Source organism: Bradyrhizobium sp. USDA 336 (genome assembly GCF_044908355.1).
Classification (GTDB): Bacteria; Pseudomonadota; Alphaproteobacteria; order Rhizobiales; family Xanthobacteraceae; genus Bradyrhizobium; species Bradyrhizobium yuanmingense.
In genome coordinates, this window is record NZ_JBIYDC010000001.1 from 1 (window position 1) to 17,510 (window position 17,510).

Consider the following 17,510-nt stretch of genomic DNA (forward strand, 5'->3'; position numbering starts at 1 on the left):
CCGGCCACTATAATGCGATTCTGCTGTGAGCTTGTTACTTGCCGTTCAGCCTTGTAGGTCCCTTCCCTCCTAATCTGCGCCAGGATCTCGTCAAGATATGCGTCAAGCTGATTCATTTTCTTACTTCGCCTGTCGCCTGTTCATTTGTGCTGGGCGACGATGCTTGCGTTTTGACGTTCGCTCCTGTCGGCGGCTCAATGTCAAAGTGCTTCGTGAGCCATTCGATCTGGGCCTCCGTCTCGACCGCCTTCGGACAATATTCTCGTCGAACAGTTTCGATTGCACATCGGTCGCCCAGCGATATGCGCAAGAGCGCAGATAACACGAGACCGGTGCGTCCGTGACCACCAACACACCCGATGTGCACTTTCTTTCTGGCGCCAAGTGCTTGAGTAATCACTTCGAGCAATTCTCGAAAAGACTCAAGGTTCTCTGGCGGACCTCTGTCCGGTATCGGATAAACGTAGTTCGCCGCACGCGCGGGCAGCACAGTGTGTTGCCCTCTGGCATCAAGGGCCACATACAAATCGGCGTCCAAAACAGCCGGCGCTAGACAAGATCCACCATAGATGACTCTAGCATTCGCTAGGCACAACGGTGCGTGAGAGGTATAGCAATTCGCCTTAAGATCGACGCTCACGATGGTCTCCTCTAGCAATCGCCGCGTTGTTTGCTCGTGGTTGTCGTTCTTGGAGCTGGTACAGAACCAAGCACGTTCTCAAGCGTCGAGGCTACGGAAAGAAGCGACAAATCTGATCCGATCCTAGAAGCGATCTGCATTCCGACCGGTAGACCACCTTCCGTGACTCCGCACGGAATACTCACCACCGGTACCCCCGCGAGAGTGAGCGCGTTGGTTATGTGAAACCAGTCGGCGTAGCGCTGATATCGGATCCCAGCTACTTCAGTAGGAAATAGCATGTTCGCATCGAAGGCTGTTGTAATGGTCGTCGGACAGATCAAGGCGTCAAAGCCGTCAAAAAACGCGGTTACGTCCCTAATAATTTCGCTCCTACGTACTTCCGCACGGGCTATTGCATCGCTCCCGATCTCCATTCCCATGTTGATTTCATCCTGCAAATGAGTCGCGAGTTCGGATTGCATAGGGCGCAGTGAGGTAGTACGCGCTCGCCTCAACGTGTTTCCAACTTCAACTACATCTTTAAAGGATGGACAGTCGTAGTCGACGTCGAATCCGGCGGCCTCAAGTCGCCTAACCGCTGCCTCAAAAACTCGAACGACCTCCGCGTCCGACTTGAAAAGTCCCAGGTCTTGTGAGACGGCGATTCTGATCGCCCGCTTTGACGTAGCGGCCGCAGCAATGGCGCTTCCAGGAGTCCACGGCCTGCTTATCGGATCGCGGTAGTCCCAGCCCGCCATCGCATCGAGCAATAGTGCCGCGTCTGCCACACTGCGTGCGATTGGTCCACAGACGCTGATTCCGTCGTAGGAATACGTACGCGGTCCGTACGGAACAACTCCGACTGATGGGCGGAAGCCTACAACTCCGCAGAGCGCCGCGGGAATTCGAAGGGATCCTCCTGAATCGCTTCCAGTTGCAAGCCAAGCAATCCTCGCAGCTACGGCCGCGGCCGAGCCACCGGAGCTTCCGCCGGCCGATTTCTCTAGATCGTGCGGATTGACGGTCGTCCCAAACACGCTGTTGGTCGTGTGCGCTCCGGCCCCCATTTCTGGCACATTGCTCTTAGAGTAAATGATTCCGCCGGAAGCCTTTATCTTCTCGACAAAGAGGTCGTCACGGAATGCCTTGTTTTCCTTAAATTTTGGGTGCCCCCACGTCGTGTGGAAGCCCGATACGTCGTATTGATCCTTAACAACGACCGGTAGACCATAAAGAGGTCCCGGCAATTGCTTGCTGGGGTAGCTCTGCAATTGCGCTCTAGCAGCGAGGAAATCTACCTCTATCAGGGCATTGATCTTCGAATTCTCAGTCAGCACGCGCTCCTCAAGCGCGCTTAGGAGCTCATGGACGGAGACCTCTCGATCGCGCAATGCGCGTGCGAGTTCAACTGCTGACATTTCGAAGAGGCTCATGCGAACTCCATCAGCTCAATCTTGTTCTAATGCGAGATGACATCACACTAACCATCCAGACAGTTCCGGCCACGATTAGAACAATGAATCCGACCTCTCTCCAATTGTTCGCGCGAAGCTGTTCGAACAACTGAAGCCCAATACCGCCAGCACCGACAGCGCCTAGAACGGACGCGGACCTTATGTTCGATTCGAGTCGGTAAAGTATATTGCTGAGCATGACGGGGGCGACTTGCGGCCAAAGCGCAAATCGAACTAGCTGAATGCGACTTGCACCAACGGACTCGACGCCTTCTCGCTGCGCTCTGTCGGTATTCTCGACGGCTTCCGCGAATAGCTTCGATAGAGTGCCGACATCAGCCACCACAAGCGCGAGCACTCCGGCGAACGGCCCGAGACCAACTGCCGAGACGAAAACAAGGCCCCAAATAAGTGAATCGATCCCACGCAGGAAATCGAACGATCTTCTTAGCAAGAGCCTATTCACGTGGCTTCGGGTAACGTTTCGGGAGGCTACGAATCCGAGTGGAAGAGCCAGTGCAGTCGCAATTGCAGTCGCGAGAAACGCCATGCTGATCGACTGGCCGAGCGCTAGGAGAATGTCGGCCGCAGAATCCTTCGGTACAGGCGGCCACATGAGAAGCGTGATAGTAGTGAGCTTCGCCAAACCACCTGCGAGGCGCTCAATATTGAAGCAGTCGGTAACCCAAAGTCCCCAAACCAGAAGGCTAATTGAGATCGAAGCTAGCGAAATCCGCAACATTCGCCGCTGGCTGTTTCTTCTTAAGATTCTGTTGCGTTCGTGTGCGTCGGGAGCTGACATAGCAAGTGGCGGTACAGCAGCACAATCAAATCCGCTCATCTCAAGTCCGCCCAATGATGGAGTGACGGATCTTCGTGCAAAGAACATCAATCATCACTACGGTCGCGAGTAGCATCGTGACAATCGCGCTGATGTCCGTGTAGTAGAACTGACGCACTGCAAACAGCAGATCCTGCCCGATGCCTCCTGCTCCAACAAATCCAATTATCGATGCACCACGTATATTCACCTCGAAACGAAAAAGACTGTAGCTTAGGAGCAGTGGGGAGACCTGGGGAAAAGCTTCAAAAGCGATGGTTTGGATCCGGTTAGCACCGGCAGACTGGACGCCCTCAAGAGAGCGTAGGCTCACGTTCTCATTTGCTTCGCTAAAGAATGTTGCCAGCACACAGCTGGAATGAATTGAGAGCGCCAACACTCCAGCCAAAGGTCCAATGCCGAATGCGTACACAAAAATCATGGCGAGTAGGAGTTCTGGAATGGACCGCGTTATATCTGCGATCGTGCGAATTGCGGCGCTCAACCGGGGAGAGCCGCTAAGAGTTGGCGTACAGGCGAGCGAAATCAGCAATCCAGCAATACTAGCGACTGCAGTGCTTACCAAGGCTATGATGATTGTGTCGCCTAGCGAACGCAGCCACTTAGGGGCCCCCGAGAACCAATGGGCGAGATCAGCCGACAGAGTGCCAAAGTGAAGCGTAGGCCCCGTGCGGGCAAAGTATGCGACGACATCCGGCAGCCCGTTGTATAGGACCGCAAGGTTAACCTCGTTGAGGTACGCACATGCAGCCAAGCAGATGGCGATTGAGAGAGCACCGACAACTCGTCGTCTAATGAGTCTAGAACGGTGCTTGGACCATACTCTAAGCAGCTCGCGAGTTTCATTGGCGTCCGCCGCCCTAGCAACTGCTGTCGACGCAGCATCGAGTGTCATAGGCACCGGACTCCTGGTTTCAAAACATTGCGCCCATGACGGGCCTGTGAGGTCTAGTTTGAGGCAGGTCCTTCACCTCACGCGACGAAAGAGGTTATTCTGCTATCGTTTCTGCTGGTTAGCTTGCACTATCCCAACGATGCCTTGGTAGTCTTCGGCGGGATGCGGCAACGAATCGCGCTAAGTTACCTGCTGCAGCTAAAGCACGAAGGGCTTCAGGATCATCTTTTGCCATCGAGACGATGGCATCGCGCAGGTCAGACCGCATCCTTTCCGGCAACCATGTTGGTGCAACCCGCGGATCAGACGGCAGCATCGGTGATTTCCAAATGATGCGGACTGACTGTTGGGGAATTAATCCCTTGTCTTCAACTCTCTTGATTGCGGACCTACTATCGTCCTGCCACCAAGACGTAGCCCCATCGACCGCTCCGCTCAGCAGCGTCGTTATGTTGTTATCATCGCTGCCAGTGAAGATCGTCGTCGCAAAGAATGTGTCAATATCGTACCCGGTTTTCCTTAGGTAGTACTTGGGGGCTTGATACCCGCTAGTGGAATTGGGGTCATTAAAACCAAATTTCTTCCCCTTCAGATCGTCAAGCGCGTGGTATGAACTATCGCTGCGGACTATGACGACGGAGTAGTATCCTGCCGCACCACGGAGATCGACGGGCTTAGCTAACGGCTCGACTTGGCCGTTTGTTATAATCCACAGACGGGCGTAAGCCGCAGGGCCAATGTAGGCCAACTCAACTCGCTTGGACCGAATGAGCTGGGCCCGGTTGTCTGAACAGATTTTCCGCATCGATAAGTGGAGCCTCTGCCGAGGTTAGGCTGCCAAGCGGAGAGGCAGCGTGGTGAAGTAAGCTTGATCGGGCGTCGCGCCGTCAAGGCTCGAATGCGGACGGCGGCCATTATAAAAGTCCAGGTAACGGCCGATCGAAGCACGGGCCTCGCTGACGCTGTCGTAGCCGCGCAGATACACCTCCTCGTACTTGACGCTGCGCCACAGGCGCTCGACGAACACGTTGTCACGCCAGGCACCCCGGCCGTCCATGCTGATGGCGACGCCGTTGTCGGCGAGAACGCCGGTGAATGCCGCGCCCGTGAACTGCGAGCCCTGATCGGTGTTGAATATCTCCGGCTTGCCGTGACGCGCCAAAGCATCCTCCACCGTCTCGACGCAGAATGCCGCTTCCATTGTGATCGACAGCCGCCACGACAGAACCCGGCGGGTCGCCCAGTCCAGCACGACAGCGAGATACACAAAGCCACGCGCCATCGGGATGTACGTGATGTCCATCGCCCAGACCTGGTTCGGCCGCGTGATCTCCATGCCGCGCAGCAGATATGGATAGATCTTGTGGCCGGGCTCGGGCTTGGTGGTGCGCGGACGGCGGTAGAGCGCCTCTATCCCCATCCGCCGCATCAGCGTTTTGACATGCCGGCGGCCGATCTTGCACCCCTCGGCAGCCAGCAGGCCTCGCAACATTCGCGAACCGGCGAAAGGAAACTCCAGATGCAGCCGGTCGAGCCGTCGCATGATCGCGAGGTCGTCGGACGACACCGGGCGCGGCAGATAATAGACGCTGCCGCGGCTGATGTTCAGAGCTTCCGCTTGCCGGGTGATCGGCAGATCGTGCGCACGGTCAATCATCGCTTTGCGCTCAGCAGGCCGGCTTTGCTGAGCGCTCCTTCTAAAAAATCGTTCTCCAGCGTCAGTTCCCCAATCTTGGCGTGCAGTGACTTCACATCGATGGCGGGTAGCGCCACCGCGTTGCCGCCCCAGGGCCGAACACGTCGGCGGCCCCGCCCTCAAGCTGCGCTTTCCATGATGCGATCTGATTGGGGTGGATGTCGAACTGCTCCGCCAGCTGAGCCAGTGTTCGGTCGCCCTTGACGGCGGCCAGCGCCACCTTCGCCTTGAAAGCCGGTGTGTGGTTCCGGCGTGCTCGTCTGCTCATCGTCTCTCCTGATTCGCGGGCCAATCTTGCCCGCCGTCAGGCAGAAACTCCACTTATCGCATCGTTCAGATTGGTGGGGCCGGCTCTGCGGCCAACAATAGCGAGGCAATGCCGATACCTTTTGGGTTTCTCATTGTATTTGCTCCACAGCGTCAGCTTGGTGTTACGAACTCATCCATCGCATGTGACAGGTCCTGCGCTGACGGCCCATAGATTGTTTGGATAACCTCGCCGGTAAGTTCGCTTGGAAAGCCATCGAAGACGATGGCTCCTCGAGCCATTCCGATGATTCGATCACAGTATGTCTTCGCTAGATCCAGCTGATGCAGATTGCAGATGACCGTTATTCCAGCATCTTTGTTCAACTGCTTCAGCGCACCCATTATTGTGTTTTGCAGTCACTGGATCGAGGGAGGCCGTAGGCTCGTCCGCTAAGATGATACAGGGCTCTTGAACCAGAGCGCGAGCTATGGCGACCCTTTGTTTTTGACCACCGGAAAGCGTCTCCGCGCGCTGAAGCGCGGATGCGAACATCTCGACTCTTTGCAATGCGCGTATTGCCATTAGTCGCTCGCGCTTCGAGAACAATCCAAGAATGCTTGGAACGGTGCTCCGGTAGCTTAGACGTCCCACTAGCACGTTTGTAATCACGTCAAGTCTTTCGACGAGATTGAATTGCTGGAAAATCAGGGCGCATTGGCGCCGCCACAAGTGCAGACGCCGACCGCTAAGATTCGCGATGGCTTTGTCATTAAAGGCGATTAATCCAGACGTGGGTGTCTCAAGCTGGTTTATCAATCTAAGTAGAGTTGATTTGCCTGCACCGGACCTCCCGACAATTCCGACCATCATGCCTTGTTCGATGCGCACGCTTATTCCCGAAACGGCAACATGTTGTCCGAAGCGCTTGGTTATGTTGGTCAGATCCAGCATCGTTTTCCCGCTGAGATACCAAATTGTCGATTTTACCTGGACTTGTATCGGATACGTCTCATTCGACGGAGAGAGCCTGGCTCTAGTCGACCGCCTCCCGATAACCCACGGGTACAGTGAACTGAGCACTCTCATGCAACGACCAGTATCGGCGGTGCACAGACTCATAGGCTGAGCCTGGTTTGCCAGATCCCACTGGGCGTCCCTCGATCCGCGTCACGGGCATGACGCCGCCTGCGGTGCTGCTGATGAATACCTCGTCCGCGCTCCGGAGCTCGTGCGCGGGGACTGCTCTTTCGTCAATAGGCAGGCCATCTTCTCGTACGATTTCGATGATGGTTTGCCTAGTAATCCCAGATAGCACCCCGTCCTTGGGGGTAGAGATTCTCCCGTTCTTAACAACGAAGATATTGAAACCTGGGCCTTCGACAACGGTACCGCGGATGTCAGTGAGTACAGCAGTTTCTGCACCTCTATCGTAGGCCTCAAAGAGCCCCTTCACGAGGTCGAGCCAGTGATAGTTCTTGATCGTGGGATCGACCGAACTCTCTGGTATCCGCAAGACTTCACTTATCGCTAAGTTGAGACCGACCTTTTGCTTTTCTGGATCGGCGATCCAGACAAATGGTATCGCGAAGGCGTAGAAGCGATTGGTTGCAGTTCTGGGATCTCGAGCGCCGGGCAATGGTACTCCGCGCGTACAAATCATCTCGACATATGCGCTTCGAAGACCAGAGCGCCTCACGCACTCTTTCAATATCTCGATGAGATCGTCTTGCGATATCGGCAGCGACATACGTAGCTTCTGAATGCCGCGATTGAAGCGCGCAATATGATCATGAAGCCGAAAAAAGGAACCGTTCCAGACATGCACGACGTCGTAAGTGGCATCCGAGTGCAAAAAACCCCAGTCCAAGATTGATAACTTGGCGTCACTCATCGAAACGTATTGACCGTCAATGTAGGCGACTCCGGGAGGATACCCGGCTTTAACGCCCATCGAAGCAATTCTCTTCTCGACCACAAAATTCCCCTGCGAATTTGGTCCTGCAGCTCGACCACTTGCACGTCGACCGGAGCGCCTTTGATAAAGTTATGATCTTTCGATCACCGTGAGAGCCGGCCCAGGTTTGGAGTTCTCCTGCGCGCGCAATTTTGCGAGCGCGGCTTCTCCATCTGCCGTGTTATGCACGGCTGCGGCACGCGCGGCAGCTTCGGCATCACCTCGACATATCGCGTGTACAATTTCAGTATGAGAGGTGACATACTCATCAAGCGTGAGAAATTCACTACAGAGTATGTAAAACAGCCGGATCTGCCGCTCTAAGATCTGATACGCGTCCCGCAATCGCGCGTGCCCTGTTAACCGCACTATCGTTCTGTGCAGTCCGAAATCGCTTTCAAAGATCGCGCGCTTATCGCCGGCCGCGACGATCTTTTGATGCTCTTCGAATGCAGTCATCACGAGATGCCTCTTAGCATCGTCAATACTTGAGGCGAGCAGCCGGGACGCCATGCTTTCGTAGGTGTTACGAAGCGTGTAAAGCTCCCAAACATCATGAGAGGCAAGAGTGGCGACAGAGTAACCTCGATTTGGAGACGAGACCACTAACCCGTCAGCCGCCAAACGCAATAGCGCCGCACGTAGAGTGCCTCGACTGATTGCAAGCACCCGGGAGAGATCCGCTTCAACAAGCCTCGTACCTGGAGCGATTTGACCACTCAGGATCGCGTCTCTTAGCCCTTCGGCAGCCAGTATTTCGGAACTTTGCTGATCGACTACCTTCAAGGTCACTATCGAATACCCCATTAAATCTAGCGCTACAAAGATGAGGTGCTCGCTGAGAGCTTCGCACGCGCTTCTGGCCTAAGGCTGTTTTCAATGATCTCCCGAAAATCCTATACCGTGCCAGGACATTGCCCCGGGATCATTGCAGCATCGTCCCAGCGCCGAAGTCGGATCGCCTCCTGCGCAAAAGACAACCGCTCGAATTCTCGGGCTTCTTCACGGGTAAATCCTCCACCCTGCCGCTCCATACTTCGCCGGGCCACGGGCGTCATCGCAGATCGGTAACCCTCGTCCGTTGTGAAGAGATACCGCTTTGCGGAAACGTGCAATCGGATCGGTTCAGTGACGGACGGGGGGAAGTATCCAGAAAGGAAGGCTGCGGCGATCGCTTCATGCTTGTTGTCGACACCGAGCCCCGTCAGCCCCACGGCGGATCGCACGACCAAGTGTCCCAAGTCGTGGAGGAGCGCAGCCGCGACCATATGATCGGCTGCATTTTCATTGCGCGCTAAAACAGCGGATTGGATCGCGTGCTCGATCTCTGACAGCTCCGCATTGCCGTAGGGCTGCGCCCCGACCCCTTCAACGAGCTTGAGGAGGGAATCTACGAAGGCGCTCACGTCAAATTCTCCCTAGGCGATGTCGTGACTCCCGCTGGAACGGGTTTCAGCTTGACGGTAGTCCAAGGATTGTCCACATGTCAACGGCGAATTGTTCTACAATCTTAGGTAGGGTGAAAGTGGCAGGGCAGAAAACAGAGCAGCGGATGAATGAATTAGGGGTTTTGCTTCCGAGCCCCTCAGCTCCGCCGGCGATCTACTCACCATGGTGTCGTGTTGGTGACCTGGTTCGGATTTCAGGACAACCGCCCTACTGGAACGGCAGTATTCGCTACAAAGGCAAAGTGGGAAAAACACTGAGCCTCTTAGAAGGCCGCGATTCAGCTCGAATTTCGGCGCTGAACGTACTTGCGCATCTTCGTAGTGTTTGCGGAGATCTTGATCGCGTGGTATGCGCGGTTCATTTGATGGTCTTTGTAAATGCAAGCGCCGATTTTTCGGACGTACATCGCGTCGCTGACGGTGCTTCCGAACTGCTAACAAGCATTTTTCCCCATCTTCCCCCGCCCACCAGGAGTTCGTTGGGGTGCTCAACGCTTCCGATGGGAATCGCAACAGAAGTGGAAGCGTCTTTTTTGATTGATGCCGAGTAGCTCTATTGTGAGTAAGCAAAGTCAACGATGGCGGCATCACGCTTTTCGTCGAGATCCACAAGTGAGTGCCAGTAGATTCTAGCTCACGCTGGGATGGGTCTGCCTGCGATCTCTCCTGACGCAACCGTCGCTACAAATCACACCCTAGTGAGGAAAGATGATCGAATTCGGAAGGCCTCCGGTGGGCATACCGGAGGCCTTCTTGGAGGCTAGATTTGTGGAGCTACTCCTCTTCTCCTTCCTCTAGTTTGACTTGAAATCACCAATTGCGTTGAGCGCGCAGGAGCAAGCTCACCGCGCTCTGGTCCCTCAGCTCATACACAGTGCCCGGTTTGGCGATACCCGACTGCAGCGGTAGGGTCACCGTGCTTCCGCTCGCATACCTTTGGTCGAGCATCGTATAAGTGAGGTGACCTGAGAACGTCAGGTTCTTGACCGGGGTCCAGCGAGTGACCACGCCGACAGATGAATAGTTGAAATCGGGGTTGCATCCGGCAAGACCGGTCGAGAGCGCAAGGGTTGCCACGACGGCGCCGCAGATGTGGCCTTTTGCCGTGGCGTTATATCGCACAGCACCCCAGCCACCGTAGATGCCCGTGTTCCAGTAAGGATCCCAGTTGTGAGTGTAGCCGCCCTGAAATCCATAGGTCGTCGTCAGCTGCTGGCCGGAGCCGCTCACGAATATGGAATCAGAAAGACCAGCAAGGCCGACGCTCCGGTAAGCACCCGCGAGGCTAGTACCGCCGTACATTGCATAGGTGCTCGACATCGAGTCTTGGAAGTTGTAGCGGCTTGCGCCGTCTGTATACACGCCCGACATGTTGATCGTATCACCCGCACCAGTCGGGATGTTCTTGATAGACAACGCCAGCTGGCCAGCCCAGCCCCACTTATCGCCAGGGTGGCCGGTCGTCTCGTCAGCGCCGTAGTAGGCAGCATGGTTGTTGTGTGCAGCAAACGAAGCTTGGAAGAGACCCCAAGCCTGATCGATACGAACCATCGTGATGAGGTCGGGCGACCGCGAACCGCCGATGTCATTGGCACCGTATGCGCCCGTTGCGAGACCTGCGGCCGTGGCACCGCTGATGTTCCAGATATTCGTAGTGCCATAGGCGACCTGATCCTGGGCCGAGAAGGAGGCCGTGATGCCCTGGCCGAAGTCAGCGGTATAGCTGAACTGGTTCACGCCAGTGGTCCAGCCGGCGCCTCCGGGAAGACCGTCGAAGCTGTTCGCCGGATAGTTCGCCCAGGGAGCGGAGAACTGGGAGAGCGACTTACCCACCGTGAACCCGGCGAACTGAATAAATGCGAAATAGACGCCGAGCGCACCACCGGCGATAGAGCCAGAACCGCTGGTTCCAGCCGGAGCAGCGTCGTATGCTGTCGCGCCACCGGCGGTACTGGCACCAGCTCCAGCATAACCACCGCTGGTCCACGTAAACGTCAATTCGGCGAAGGTGCGCAGCACGCCGTACTCAGTCGCGGAACGAGTGTCGACGGTGAAGTTTTCGCGCGAACGAGCAGTGTAGTAGTTGCTTAGACGATTTTGCGCGCCTCCCAAGCCGCTGCGGGCTGCGTCATAATCGCTGTGGGTATTCAACAGCAAGTCAGCGCGCAGATATCCCCCCAATTTGATGCAAGTGCCAGTGCCCGGGATGTAGTAGAACCCAGCGCCATAGAGGGAGCAAATCTTCACGTATTCGATAGCCTTGGCCTTAACGGGCAGATCGGCCGCCTGTGCTCCGCCTACGGTGACCAGACCGGTCGCCGAAACCAGCAAAAGGCGCTTGCTCATCTTCATTACACTTCTCCAAATTGTTCACCTCAAAGACGATGGCCTAACTATTGTGGAAGAGACCAATCACCTTCGCCCCCAATCTTCTCGACCTCTAGGGCTTTGCCTGAAGCGCCAACTGAGACATTGAACCAGTCGACGTCGCTGTGCGGACCATTCCGCCACCCGCATGCTTACGTTGGCAGATTGCGTTCTCTTTTGGCGCGCAAACTGTGTATGAAACAGACCAAGTTACGCTGGCGCTCAGCAGGCGTATTCGCGCCGCCTCATATTGGTATGCTTCGGACCGTAGCCGGCGAAGAATGTATGTTTCCTACAATTGAGATAGCCAAAGCGCTTTGCGCAAAGGACGTTGATCTCGAATGCGAGTCCTATGAGCGTGCACGGATGCGTATGGCCGCGCAGGCCGCCCATGCCGCCAACACTTCCGTAGGCAATTTGCGTGTTTGATTAAGGAGCCGTGATGCCGAACGACTATTTTAGTCAGCGAACATTTGCGCTGAATTCATCCAGACAGACGAGGCATAAGCGCATAAGCGCCTGCGATAAGTCTATAACAACCACATGCCTTCTGCTCGAGGCAGTCGCGGTCATCGATCTGCAGGACGCCGCGCATCCTGCGAATGAGCCGCTGTTCAGTGAATTGGATGAACGTCTCTGTGATGCCGGGACGCGGCAATCCCAAGACGGACGAAAGATAATCATGAGTAACTGGAAGCACGTGGGCGTCGATAGCATCACTCGCTAAACATAACCAACTCGCGAGCCGTTTTTCGCGATTGTGCCAAACGCCACAGAATCCCGTCTGGGCGCAATGAAGGTTTAGCGCTTCAACGAACCGAGAAAGCTGCTCCTGGATATTAGGACACTCGTCCATCACCCGACGCAAATCCCCGACACGGATTCTGAGTGCAGTTCCAGGAAATAGGACAACGGATTGGTGAGTTGAAACATGGCCCCACAATAAGGCTGAAGCGCCGACCGCGCCGCGATGTCCTATGACGGCGGTTTCGAAGGTACCTCCAGCCGCAACAATCCGCAGTGAAACGAGCCCCGACTCTATGAAATAAACGTAATCGACTTTCTTTTTCGGCTCTTGAAGGACCATGCGTTCTCGCAAGGCAATCGGTTCAAGGTATCGCCCTATTGCCGCGAGATCTTGCAGCGGAGCTGTCGCCAGAATTGCGTTCTTGACGAATGATCGCATATTCGGCCGCACGACGCTGGCGACGGACCGAGGAAGGATCGATAGATCGCTCTGTTCGTGGTTCAACATGTTCAACTCGTTTTCAGCTACGAACCAATGGTACTCTTTGGCTGCCTGTACCGGCTCCGCTCGGCAGGCGTCGCCGCTGATCTGAGACGGTGTCTGATCGAAGCCAAGTAACGCCGAGCTCTTTCGATTGGCTGGCGGGCCCGCCAAACGTTCGTTCACGAAAGCCAGAGTGGGTTACCCCAAGCTTTCGATCCAGCGGCGTCGACAAAGGTCAGGCGAATATAGGGGCTCTTGAGCCCGGATAAGGGAATTTCAGCGTGGGTGATTTCGTCACCAGGTACGACAACCGCCTTGGCACCACGGCCCGCGGCGATGATGCGACGACATGGGGAGCATTCGACGATCAGACGATCGGGTGTGATTTCCAGGCCGTGAATTCGCGGACCTTGCGTCGAGTAGAAGTGCCCTGCTCTTAAGGCAGTGACGATGCTCTCAGGTGATAGATCCGATGCTCGGACCTCGACCCAACCGCCGAAATGATCGCGCGGCTTGAAATGAGCATCGTCGGCTGCATAAGCTGTCACGCGACGTCCTTCGTTCAATAAACCCGTACAAAGATACCAACCATCGCCTCGGTCGCTGCTAACGTGACTGGCATGGTTATAGATTTCGACTGCATGCGCACAGTCAATTTCGCGAGCGTCCGTCATTGAAAGTCCGCTGCTCGACGGGTGGGCGATGCCAATGAACGCTCCTGTGCTTGCAGCGCGTTGGGCCAGGCTCTGACCGGTTTCATCCTTTCCCGTCGCTGCGAAATCGAGTGGCAAACCGACAGCGACGATGTGCCATAGCTCCCCGAGGGAGTTCGAGGGCGCATGTAACTCAGCACCCTGGATCACCAAGAACCTCTCGTCGGAATGCAGCCCCAAATCCGTGATCGGCCAATCGAAGCGAGCCTCGAAATGGTCTGTCAGCGCGATAAAATCATATCCAGCCTGCTTGTAGGCTTTGGCAACCTGCTCTGGAGAGCGCAGACCGTCGGATTTCGTCGAGTGCGTATGGAGGTTTCCCCTGTAAAAGTTACCGGGCAACGAGAAAGGGTTGTAGGTCATATTCCGTTTGTCCTTGCGGGTCAGATCGGTTTTTGTTGATGCGACGTCCCCGTCCCGATGCCGGCACCTGCGCACTGTCGTTTGTCGTGCGGATCGAGCACTGATGCGATCAATGACTGTGTGTAAGGATGTGACGCAGCATCGATGATGGAGTCGGTCAGTCCAGTCTCGACGATCGATCCATGATGCATTACCGCGATGCGGTCGCTGAGAGCCGCAACGACCGCGACATTGTGCGAGATCAGCACCAGGGAAACGTTGAGAACGCGCTTCAGTTCGGCGAGCAGCGTTATGATTTGAGCCTGCACTTTGACATCGAGCGCCGAGGTCGGCTCATCCGCTATGATCAGCTTCGGTCGAGTGACGATTGCTCGAGCGATGCAAACACGCTGTTTCTGACCGCCAGAGAGTTGGCCAGGCAGTCGGGTGAGAAAGTGTTCACCCAAGCCGACTTGGTTCAGCACTTCGGATGCCCGATGTCGGCGATCCAGCGCTTTGATGCCGATGTTTCGGAGCGGCTCCTCGACGATCTGGCTAATTTGCATTCGCGGGTTAAGCGCGGCGTTGGGATCCTGCTGAATGACTTGGAAATGTAATCTGGCTCGTCTGAGAGCGGTACCACGTAGTGCTGTGAGGTCTTGCCCGCCGAGAAAAACTCGGCCGTGAGACGGAGATAACAAACGTGAAATCATCCTCCCAAGGGTTGATTTCCCGGAACCACTCTCACCAATAATTCCCAAGGTTTCGCCTGCAGCCAGGACGAAGGAAACATCGCTCACGGCTCGAACTTCCATCCGACGCCACGGAGGACCAGATACGAAAGTTTTGGATAGGCGCTCCACGCGTAGCAAGGATCGCGAATCAGGGGCGTGGCATTCAGAAGATTGAGGAGAAGGCTTACCCATCGGGCTTACGCCGAATTTGGGGGAGAGCACGCCGCGACCGAGCAGTTCACGGCGCGCGCAGAAACGCTCTTGCCGACGGCAGCCGACTTGAGCCGGGGGACCGCTTCCAAGAGGCTGCGGGTGTAGGAATGTTGCGGCTCGCGCAAGACGTGGCGCACTGGCCCTTCTTCCACCTTCTGACCATCGAGCATGACGACGGCCCGATCGGCAAAATGCGCGACGACCCCAAGATCGTGGGTGACCAGCAGGATACCAAGATTGAATTCGCGCTTGAGCCTGTCGAGCAGTTCGAGAACGCGCAATTGAACGGTGACGTCGAGTGCTGTTGTGGGTTCGTCGGCGATGAGCACGGAAGGATGTGGCGCCACAGCCATCGCAATCATGGCGCGCTGTCGCATGCCTCCTGACAATTGATGCGGAAAACTTCCAAACGCCCGCTTGGGATCCGAAAGCCCCACCTCTGCCAGCATGTCAAGTGCCAGTGCTCGAGAGGCACTCTTTGAAATTGTAAGATGTAGCCGGATCGCCTCAACAATCTGGTCGCCGATGGTCATCAGTGGATTGAGCGCAGTCATCGGTTCTTGGAAAATCATCGATATTCGGCCGCCGCGCAAGGTGCGCAGCAAGCGATCGGGGATAGCAAGGAGGTTCGTCTCTCCATTAAGCATCGCTGAACCGGTGACATCTGTGGTCGCTCTGGGCAGTAGGCCCATGATGGCCAAAGCCGACGCAGATTTCCCGGAACCCGATTCACCAACCATTGCAAGTGTCTCGCCGGCGCTGAGGTGAAAAGAAAGGCGACGGACGGCCCTTGTAACGCTCGATTTAGAGCGAAAGCTTACCGAAAGATCCGAGACTCGGATGACTTCCCGCGATCGTTCTTGCTGGGGGCCGATAGCAGAATGGTAGATCGAGGCCGTAATCATTGTGGATAATCCCGACGTGGATCGAAACGATCCCGAAGCGCGTCGGCAACGAGCATGACGCCGAGTGTCGCGAGCGCAAGGGCTGCTCCAGGAGCAAGGGTCGTCCAGGGAGCAACAATGAAGAATCGCGCACCGCCCGCGATCATATTGCCCCAACTGGGCGTTTCCGGCGGCGTTCCTGCACCGAGAAAGCTGAGTCCGGCTTCCGCCAAAATGGCTGAGGCGCAAAGATAGGCGGCGAGCACGATCAATGAAGGCCAAGTGGCAGGCGCGATGTGGCGGAGGATAATCCACATTGGATGGGTGCCGCTGCTGATCGCCGCATCGATATAAGGCAGCTCGCGCACAGAAAGCAGGACGCTTCGCACCAACCGCGACGCGCGCGGAAGGTCCGCGATTGCGATAACGACGATGACAGTGGGGGTACCGGGGGCCATCAGCGTTAAGAGGGCGACTGCAAGGAGAAATGCCGGGAAGACCGAAACGAGATCGACAAATCTCATGATTACTTCATCGACCAGCCGACCGAGACCGCAGGCAAGTCCTAGAACAAGCCCGCCGCCGACGGCCAAGCCCGCAGTCCCCAGGCCCACGATTATGGATACGCGAGCCGCATAGATGGTGCGCGCCAGAACATCCCGCCCAAGATTGTCGGTTCCAAGAAAATGAAGATGGCTCGGGGGACGAAGACGTTCCGCTGGGGCGATCGAGAGAGGGTTTTGGACAATCCATGGTGCCAGAATAGCGCAGGCACCAAGGACACCGATCAGGCTGATACCAATGATCATGCGCGACGAAACTTTCGGCCATCGAGACCGGGGACGGCATTCAACGGCTAACTGCTGCCCGTTCTCTTCATGCGTCACGTCCGCTGTCATCGAAGCGCGATCCTCGGATCAATCAGTGAATAAGTGACGTCGACGAGAAGGTTGACCCCTACGTGAACAACCGCAAATACAACAAGCAAGCCTTGAATGACTGGATAGTCACGATTGCGGATGGCATCCGCTGTGAGGCTACCAATTCCCGGAATGTTGAAGACCACCTCGGCAAAGACCGCACCCTCAATGAGGATGGCAAGTGTAGAACCGATGGTTGTCACGATCGGGAGCGCGGCGTTGCGCGCGCAATGGTGAAGAAGCAGGCCAACCGGGCGGACACCCTTCGCTCTCGCGGTTCGAACAAAATCTTCACGCAAAACTTCGAGAAAGCTTGATCGTGTTACCCTAGAGAGGAGACATGCAATCGGTAACGATGCTGCAATACCCGGGAGGATAAGGTGATGGAGGGCCTCCAAGGGCGCGTTACCAACCGGTTTGAATCCTTGGACCGGAAACAGCCCGAGTCGGACAGACAGGGCGAAGCTGAGAAGATAGCCGATGAAGAAGACTGGCATGCTGTACGCCGCAGCCGTTATCATCATCCATACACGATCGATATTCCCCTCGGCGTACCATGCTGTGAGGATGCCAGTGGTCAGGCCGATAGCAAGTGCCCAAACGAGTGCCATGCTCGCGAGCGCCAACGTCGGCTCGAGGCGCTGGGAAATTAACGTGACGACTGGGGCATGGCTGTAGAGGGAGCTTCCAAGGTCGCCGTGCGCCAGCAAGACCAGCCATGTGCGGAGCCTGTCCGTAAGCGGCAGATCAAGGCCGAGCTCGGTGCGAATCGCAGCTTTGGCCGCCTCCGTTGCCGTATCGCCCGCAATGATTGTCGCAGGATCTCCGGGCACGAGAGCCAAGAACAAGAATACGAGTATGCAGGCTGCTAGTGTGGTTACCGCGGCGCCGGCTATGCGGCGCAGTGCAAATGACGGCAGCCCCGATAGTGCATTGAGCATACCCG

Annotated in this window: 17 protein-coding genes and 1 pseudogene; 1 reads left to right on the forward strand and 17 read right to left on the reverse strand. The window is 56.1% G+C overall.

Annotated features, from left to right (window positions below; translation table 11 throughout):
* Positions 1-112: 112 nt before the first annotated feature.
* The 10 genes and pseudogenes from ABIA45_RS00005 to ABIA45_RS00050 all read right to left on the reverse strand — a co-directional run bounded on the left by ABIA45_RS00005 (position 113) and on the right by ABIA45_RS00050 (position 9,118).
* A complete protein-coding gene (locus ABIA45_RS00005) occupies positions 113-640 on the reverse strand; it encodes a hypothetical protein (protein WP_404650743.1) in 528 nt (175 codons plus the stop codon).
* An 11-nt stretch (positions 641-651) separates the two neighbouring features.
* Complete coding sequence (locus ABIA45_RS00010) at positions 652-2,055, reverse strand: amidase (RefSeq protein ID WP_404650744.1); 1,404 nt, start codon at positions 2,053-2,055, stop codon at positions 652-654.
* A gap of 10 nt (positions 2,056-2,065) precedes the next feature.
* Entirely contained in the window at positions 2,066-2,965 is a 900-nt protein-coding gene (gene phnE, locus ABIA45_RS00015) for a phosphonate ABC transporter, permease protein PhnE (RefSeq protein WP_404650745.1), read from the reverse strand.
* Entirely contained in the window at positions 2,919-3,812 is an 894-nt protein-coding gene (gene phnE, locus ABIA45_RS00020; protein WP_404650746.1) for a phosphonate ABC transporter, permease protein PhnE, read from the reverse strand. The genes phnE (ABIA45_RS00015) and phnE (ABIA45_RS00020) overlap by 47 nt, the downstream gene beginning before the upstream one ends.
* A gap of 118 nt (positions 3,813-3,930) precedes the next feature.
* Positions 3,931-4,617 carry a phosphate/phosphite/phosphonate ABC transporter substrate-binding protein gene (phnD, locus tag ABIA45_RS00025; RefSeq protein ID WP_404650747.1) on the reverse strand — a complete coding sequence of 229 codons (687 nt, stop codon included), beginning with the start codon at positions 4,615-4,617 and terminating at the stop codon, positions 3,931-3,933.
* 24 nt (positions 4,618-4,641) lie between these two features.
* Positions 4,642-5,776: pseudogene (locus ABIA45_RS00030) on the reverse strand (IS3 family transposase).
* Between the two features lie 294 nt (positions 5,777-6,070).
* Positions 6,071-6,709, reverse strand: coding sequence for a phosphonate ABC transporter ATP-binding protein (locus ABIA45_RS00035; protein WP_404650748.1), 639 nt, complete (start codon positions 6,707-6,709; stop codon positions 6,071-6,073).
* Positions 6,710-6,791: 82 nt separating this feature from the next.
* Positions 6,792-7,733, reverse strand: coding sequence for an aminotransferase class IV (locus tag ABIA45_RS00040; protein WP_404650749.1), 942 nt, complete (start codon positions 7,731-7,733; stop codon positions 6,792-6,794).
* A gap of 69 nt (positions 7,734-7,802) precedes the next feature.
* Complete coding sequence (locus ABIA45_RS00045) at positions 7,803-8,498, reverse strand: GntR family transcriptional regulator (RefSeq protein WP_404650750.1); 696 nt, start codon at positions 8,496-8,498, stop codon at positions 7,803-7,805.
* A gap of 110 nt (positions 8,499-8,608) precedes the next feature.
* Entirely contained in the window at positions 8,609-9,118 is a 510-nt protein-coding gene (locus ABIA45_RS00050) for a hypothetical protein (protein WP_404650751.1), read from the reverse strand.
* A 77-nt stretch (positions 9,119-9,195) separates the two neighbouring features.
* Between ABIA45_RS00050 and ABIA45_RS00055 the strand changes: the two genes are divergently transcribed.
* On the forward strand, positions 9,196-9,711 hold the full coding sequence (locus ABIA45_RS00055; protein WP_404650752.1) for a RidA family protein: 516 nt from the start codon (positions 9,196-9,198) through the stop codon (positions 9,709-9,711).
* A gap of 259 nt (positions 9,712-9,970) precedes the next feature.
* Here ABIA45_RS00055 and ABIA45_RS00060 read toward each other — a convergent pair whose 3' ends face one another.
* The 7 genes from ABIA45_RS00060 to ABIA45_RS00090 form a co-directional block, all read right to left on the reverse strand.
* Entirely contained in the window at positions 9,971-11,512 is a 1,542-nt protein-coding gene (locus tag ABIA45_RS00060; protein ID WP_404650753.1) for a porin, read from the reverse strand.
* Between the two features lie 499 nt (positions 11,513-12,011).
* Entirely contained in the window at positions 12,012-12,941 is a 930-nt protein-coding gene (locus ABIA45_RS00065; RefSeq protein ID WP_404650754.1) for a Crp/Fnr family transcriptional regulator, read from the reverse strand.
* On the reverse strand, positions 12,938-13,834 hold the full coding sequence (locus tag ABIA45_RS00070; protein ID WP_404650755.1) for a CehA/McbA family metallohydrolase: 897 nt from the start codon (positions 13,832-13,834) through the stop codon (positions 12,938-12,940). The genes ABIA45_RS00065 and ABIA45_RS00070 overlap by 4 nt, the downstream gene beginning before the upstream one ends.
* 20 nt (positions 13,835-13,854) lie before the next feature.
* Complete coding sequence (locus tag ABIA45_RS00075) at positions 13,855-14,613, reverse strand: ABC transporter ATP-binding protein (RefSeq protein ID WP_404650756.1); 759 nt, start codon at positions 14,611-14,613, stop codon at positions 13,855-13,857.
* Positions 14,614-14,744: 131 nt separating this feature from the next.
* Positions 14,745-15,665 (reverse strand): ATP-binding cassette domain-containing protein, encoded by a 921-nt coding sequence (locus tag ABIA45_RS00080; protein ID WP_404650757.1) that lies wholly within the window; start codon positions 15,663-15,665, stop codon positions 14,745-14,747.
* Complete coding sequence (locus ABIA45_RS00085) at positions 15,662-16,543, reverse strand: ABC transporter permease (protein ID WP_404650758.1); 882 nt, start codon at positions 16,541-16,543, stop codon at positions 15,662-15,664. Before ABIA45_RS00085 ends, ABIA45_RS00080 begins: the two co-directional genes overlap by 4 nt.
* On the reverse strand, positions 16,540-17,505 hold the full coding sequence (locus tag ABIA45_RS00090; protein WP_404650759.1) for an ABC transporter permease: 966 nt from the start codon (positions 17,503-17,505) through the stop codon (positions 16,540-16,542). Before ABIA45_RS00090 ends, ABIA45_RS00085 begins: the two co-directional genes overlap by 4 nt.
* Positions 17,506-17,510: the final 5 nt, after the last annotated feature.

Bases quoted from the DNA above. Each gene is read 5' to 3' on its own strand.
- ABIA45_RS00055 (WP_404650752.1), top strand. From the start codon at position 9,196: ATGTCAACGGCGAATTGTTCTACAATCTTAGGTAGGGTGAAAGTGGCA.
- ABIA45_RS00060 (WP_404650753.1), bottom strand. From the start codon at position 11,512: ATGAAGATGAGCAAGCGCCTTTTGCTGGTTTCGGCGACCGGTCTGGTC.
- phnE (WP_404650746.1), bottom strand. From the start codon at position 3,812: ATGACACTCGATGCTGCGTCGACAGCAGTTGCTAGGGCGGCGGACGCC.
- ABIA45_RS00035 (WP_404650748.1), bottom strand. From the start codon at position 6,709: ATGCTGGATCTGACCAACATAACCAAGCGCTTCGGACAACATGTTGCC.
- phnD (WP_404650747.1), bottom strand. From the start codon at position 4,617: ATGCGGAAAATCTGTTCAGACAACCGGGCCCAGCTCATTCGGTCCAAG.
- ABIA45_RS00010 (WP_404650744.1), bottom strand. From the start codon at position 2,055: ATGAGCCTCTTCGAAATGTCAGCAGTTGAACTCGCACGCGCATTGCGC.
- ABIA45_RS00070 (WP_404650755.1), bottom strand. From the start codon at position 13,834: ATGACCTACAACCCTTTCTCGTTGCCCGGTAACTTTTACAGGGGAAAC.
- ABIA45_RS00085 (WP_404650758.1), bottom strand. From the start codon at position 16,543: ATGACAGCGGACGTGACGCATGAAGAGAACGGGCAGCAGTTAGCCGTT.
- phnE (WP_404650745.1), bottom strand. From the start codon at position 2,965: ATGTTCTTTGCACGAAGATCCGTCACTCCATCATTGGGCGGACTTGAG.
- ABIA45_RS00090 (WP_404650759.1), bottom strand. From the start codon at position 17,505: ATGCTCAATGCACTATCGGGGCTGCCGTCATTTGCACTGCGCCGCATA.
- ABIA45_RS00080 (WP_404650757.1), bottom strand. From the start codon at position 15,665: ATGATTACGGCCTCGATCTACCATTCTGCTATCGGCCCCCAGCAAGAA.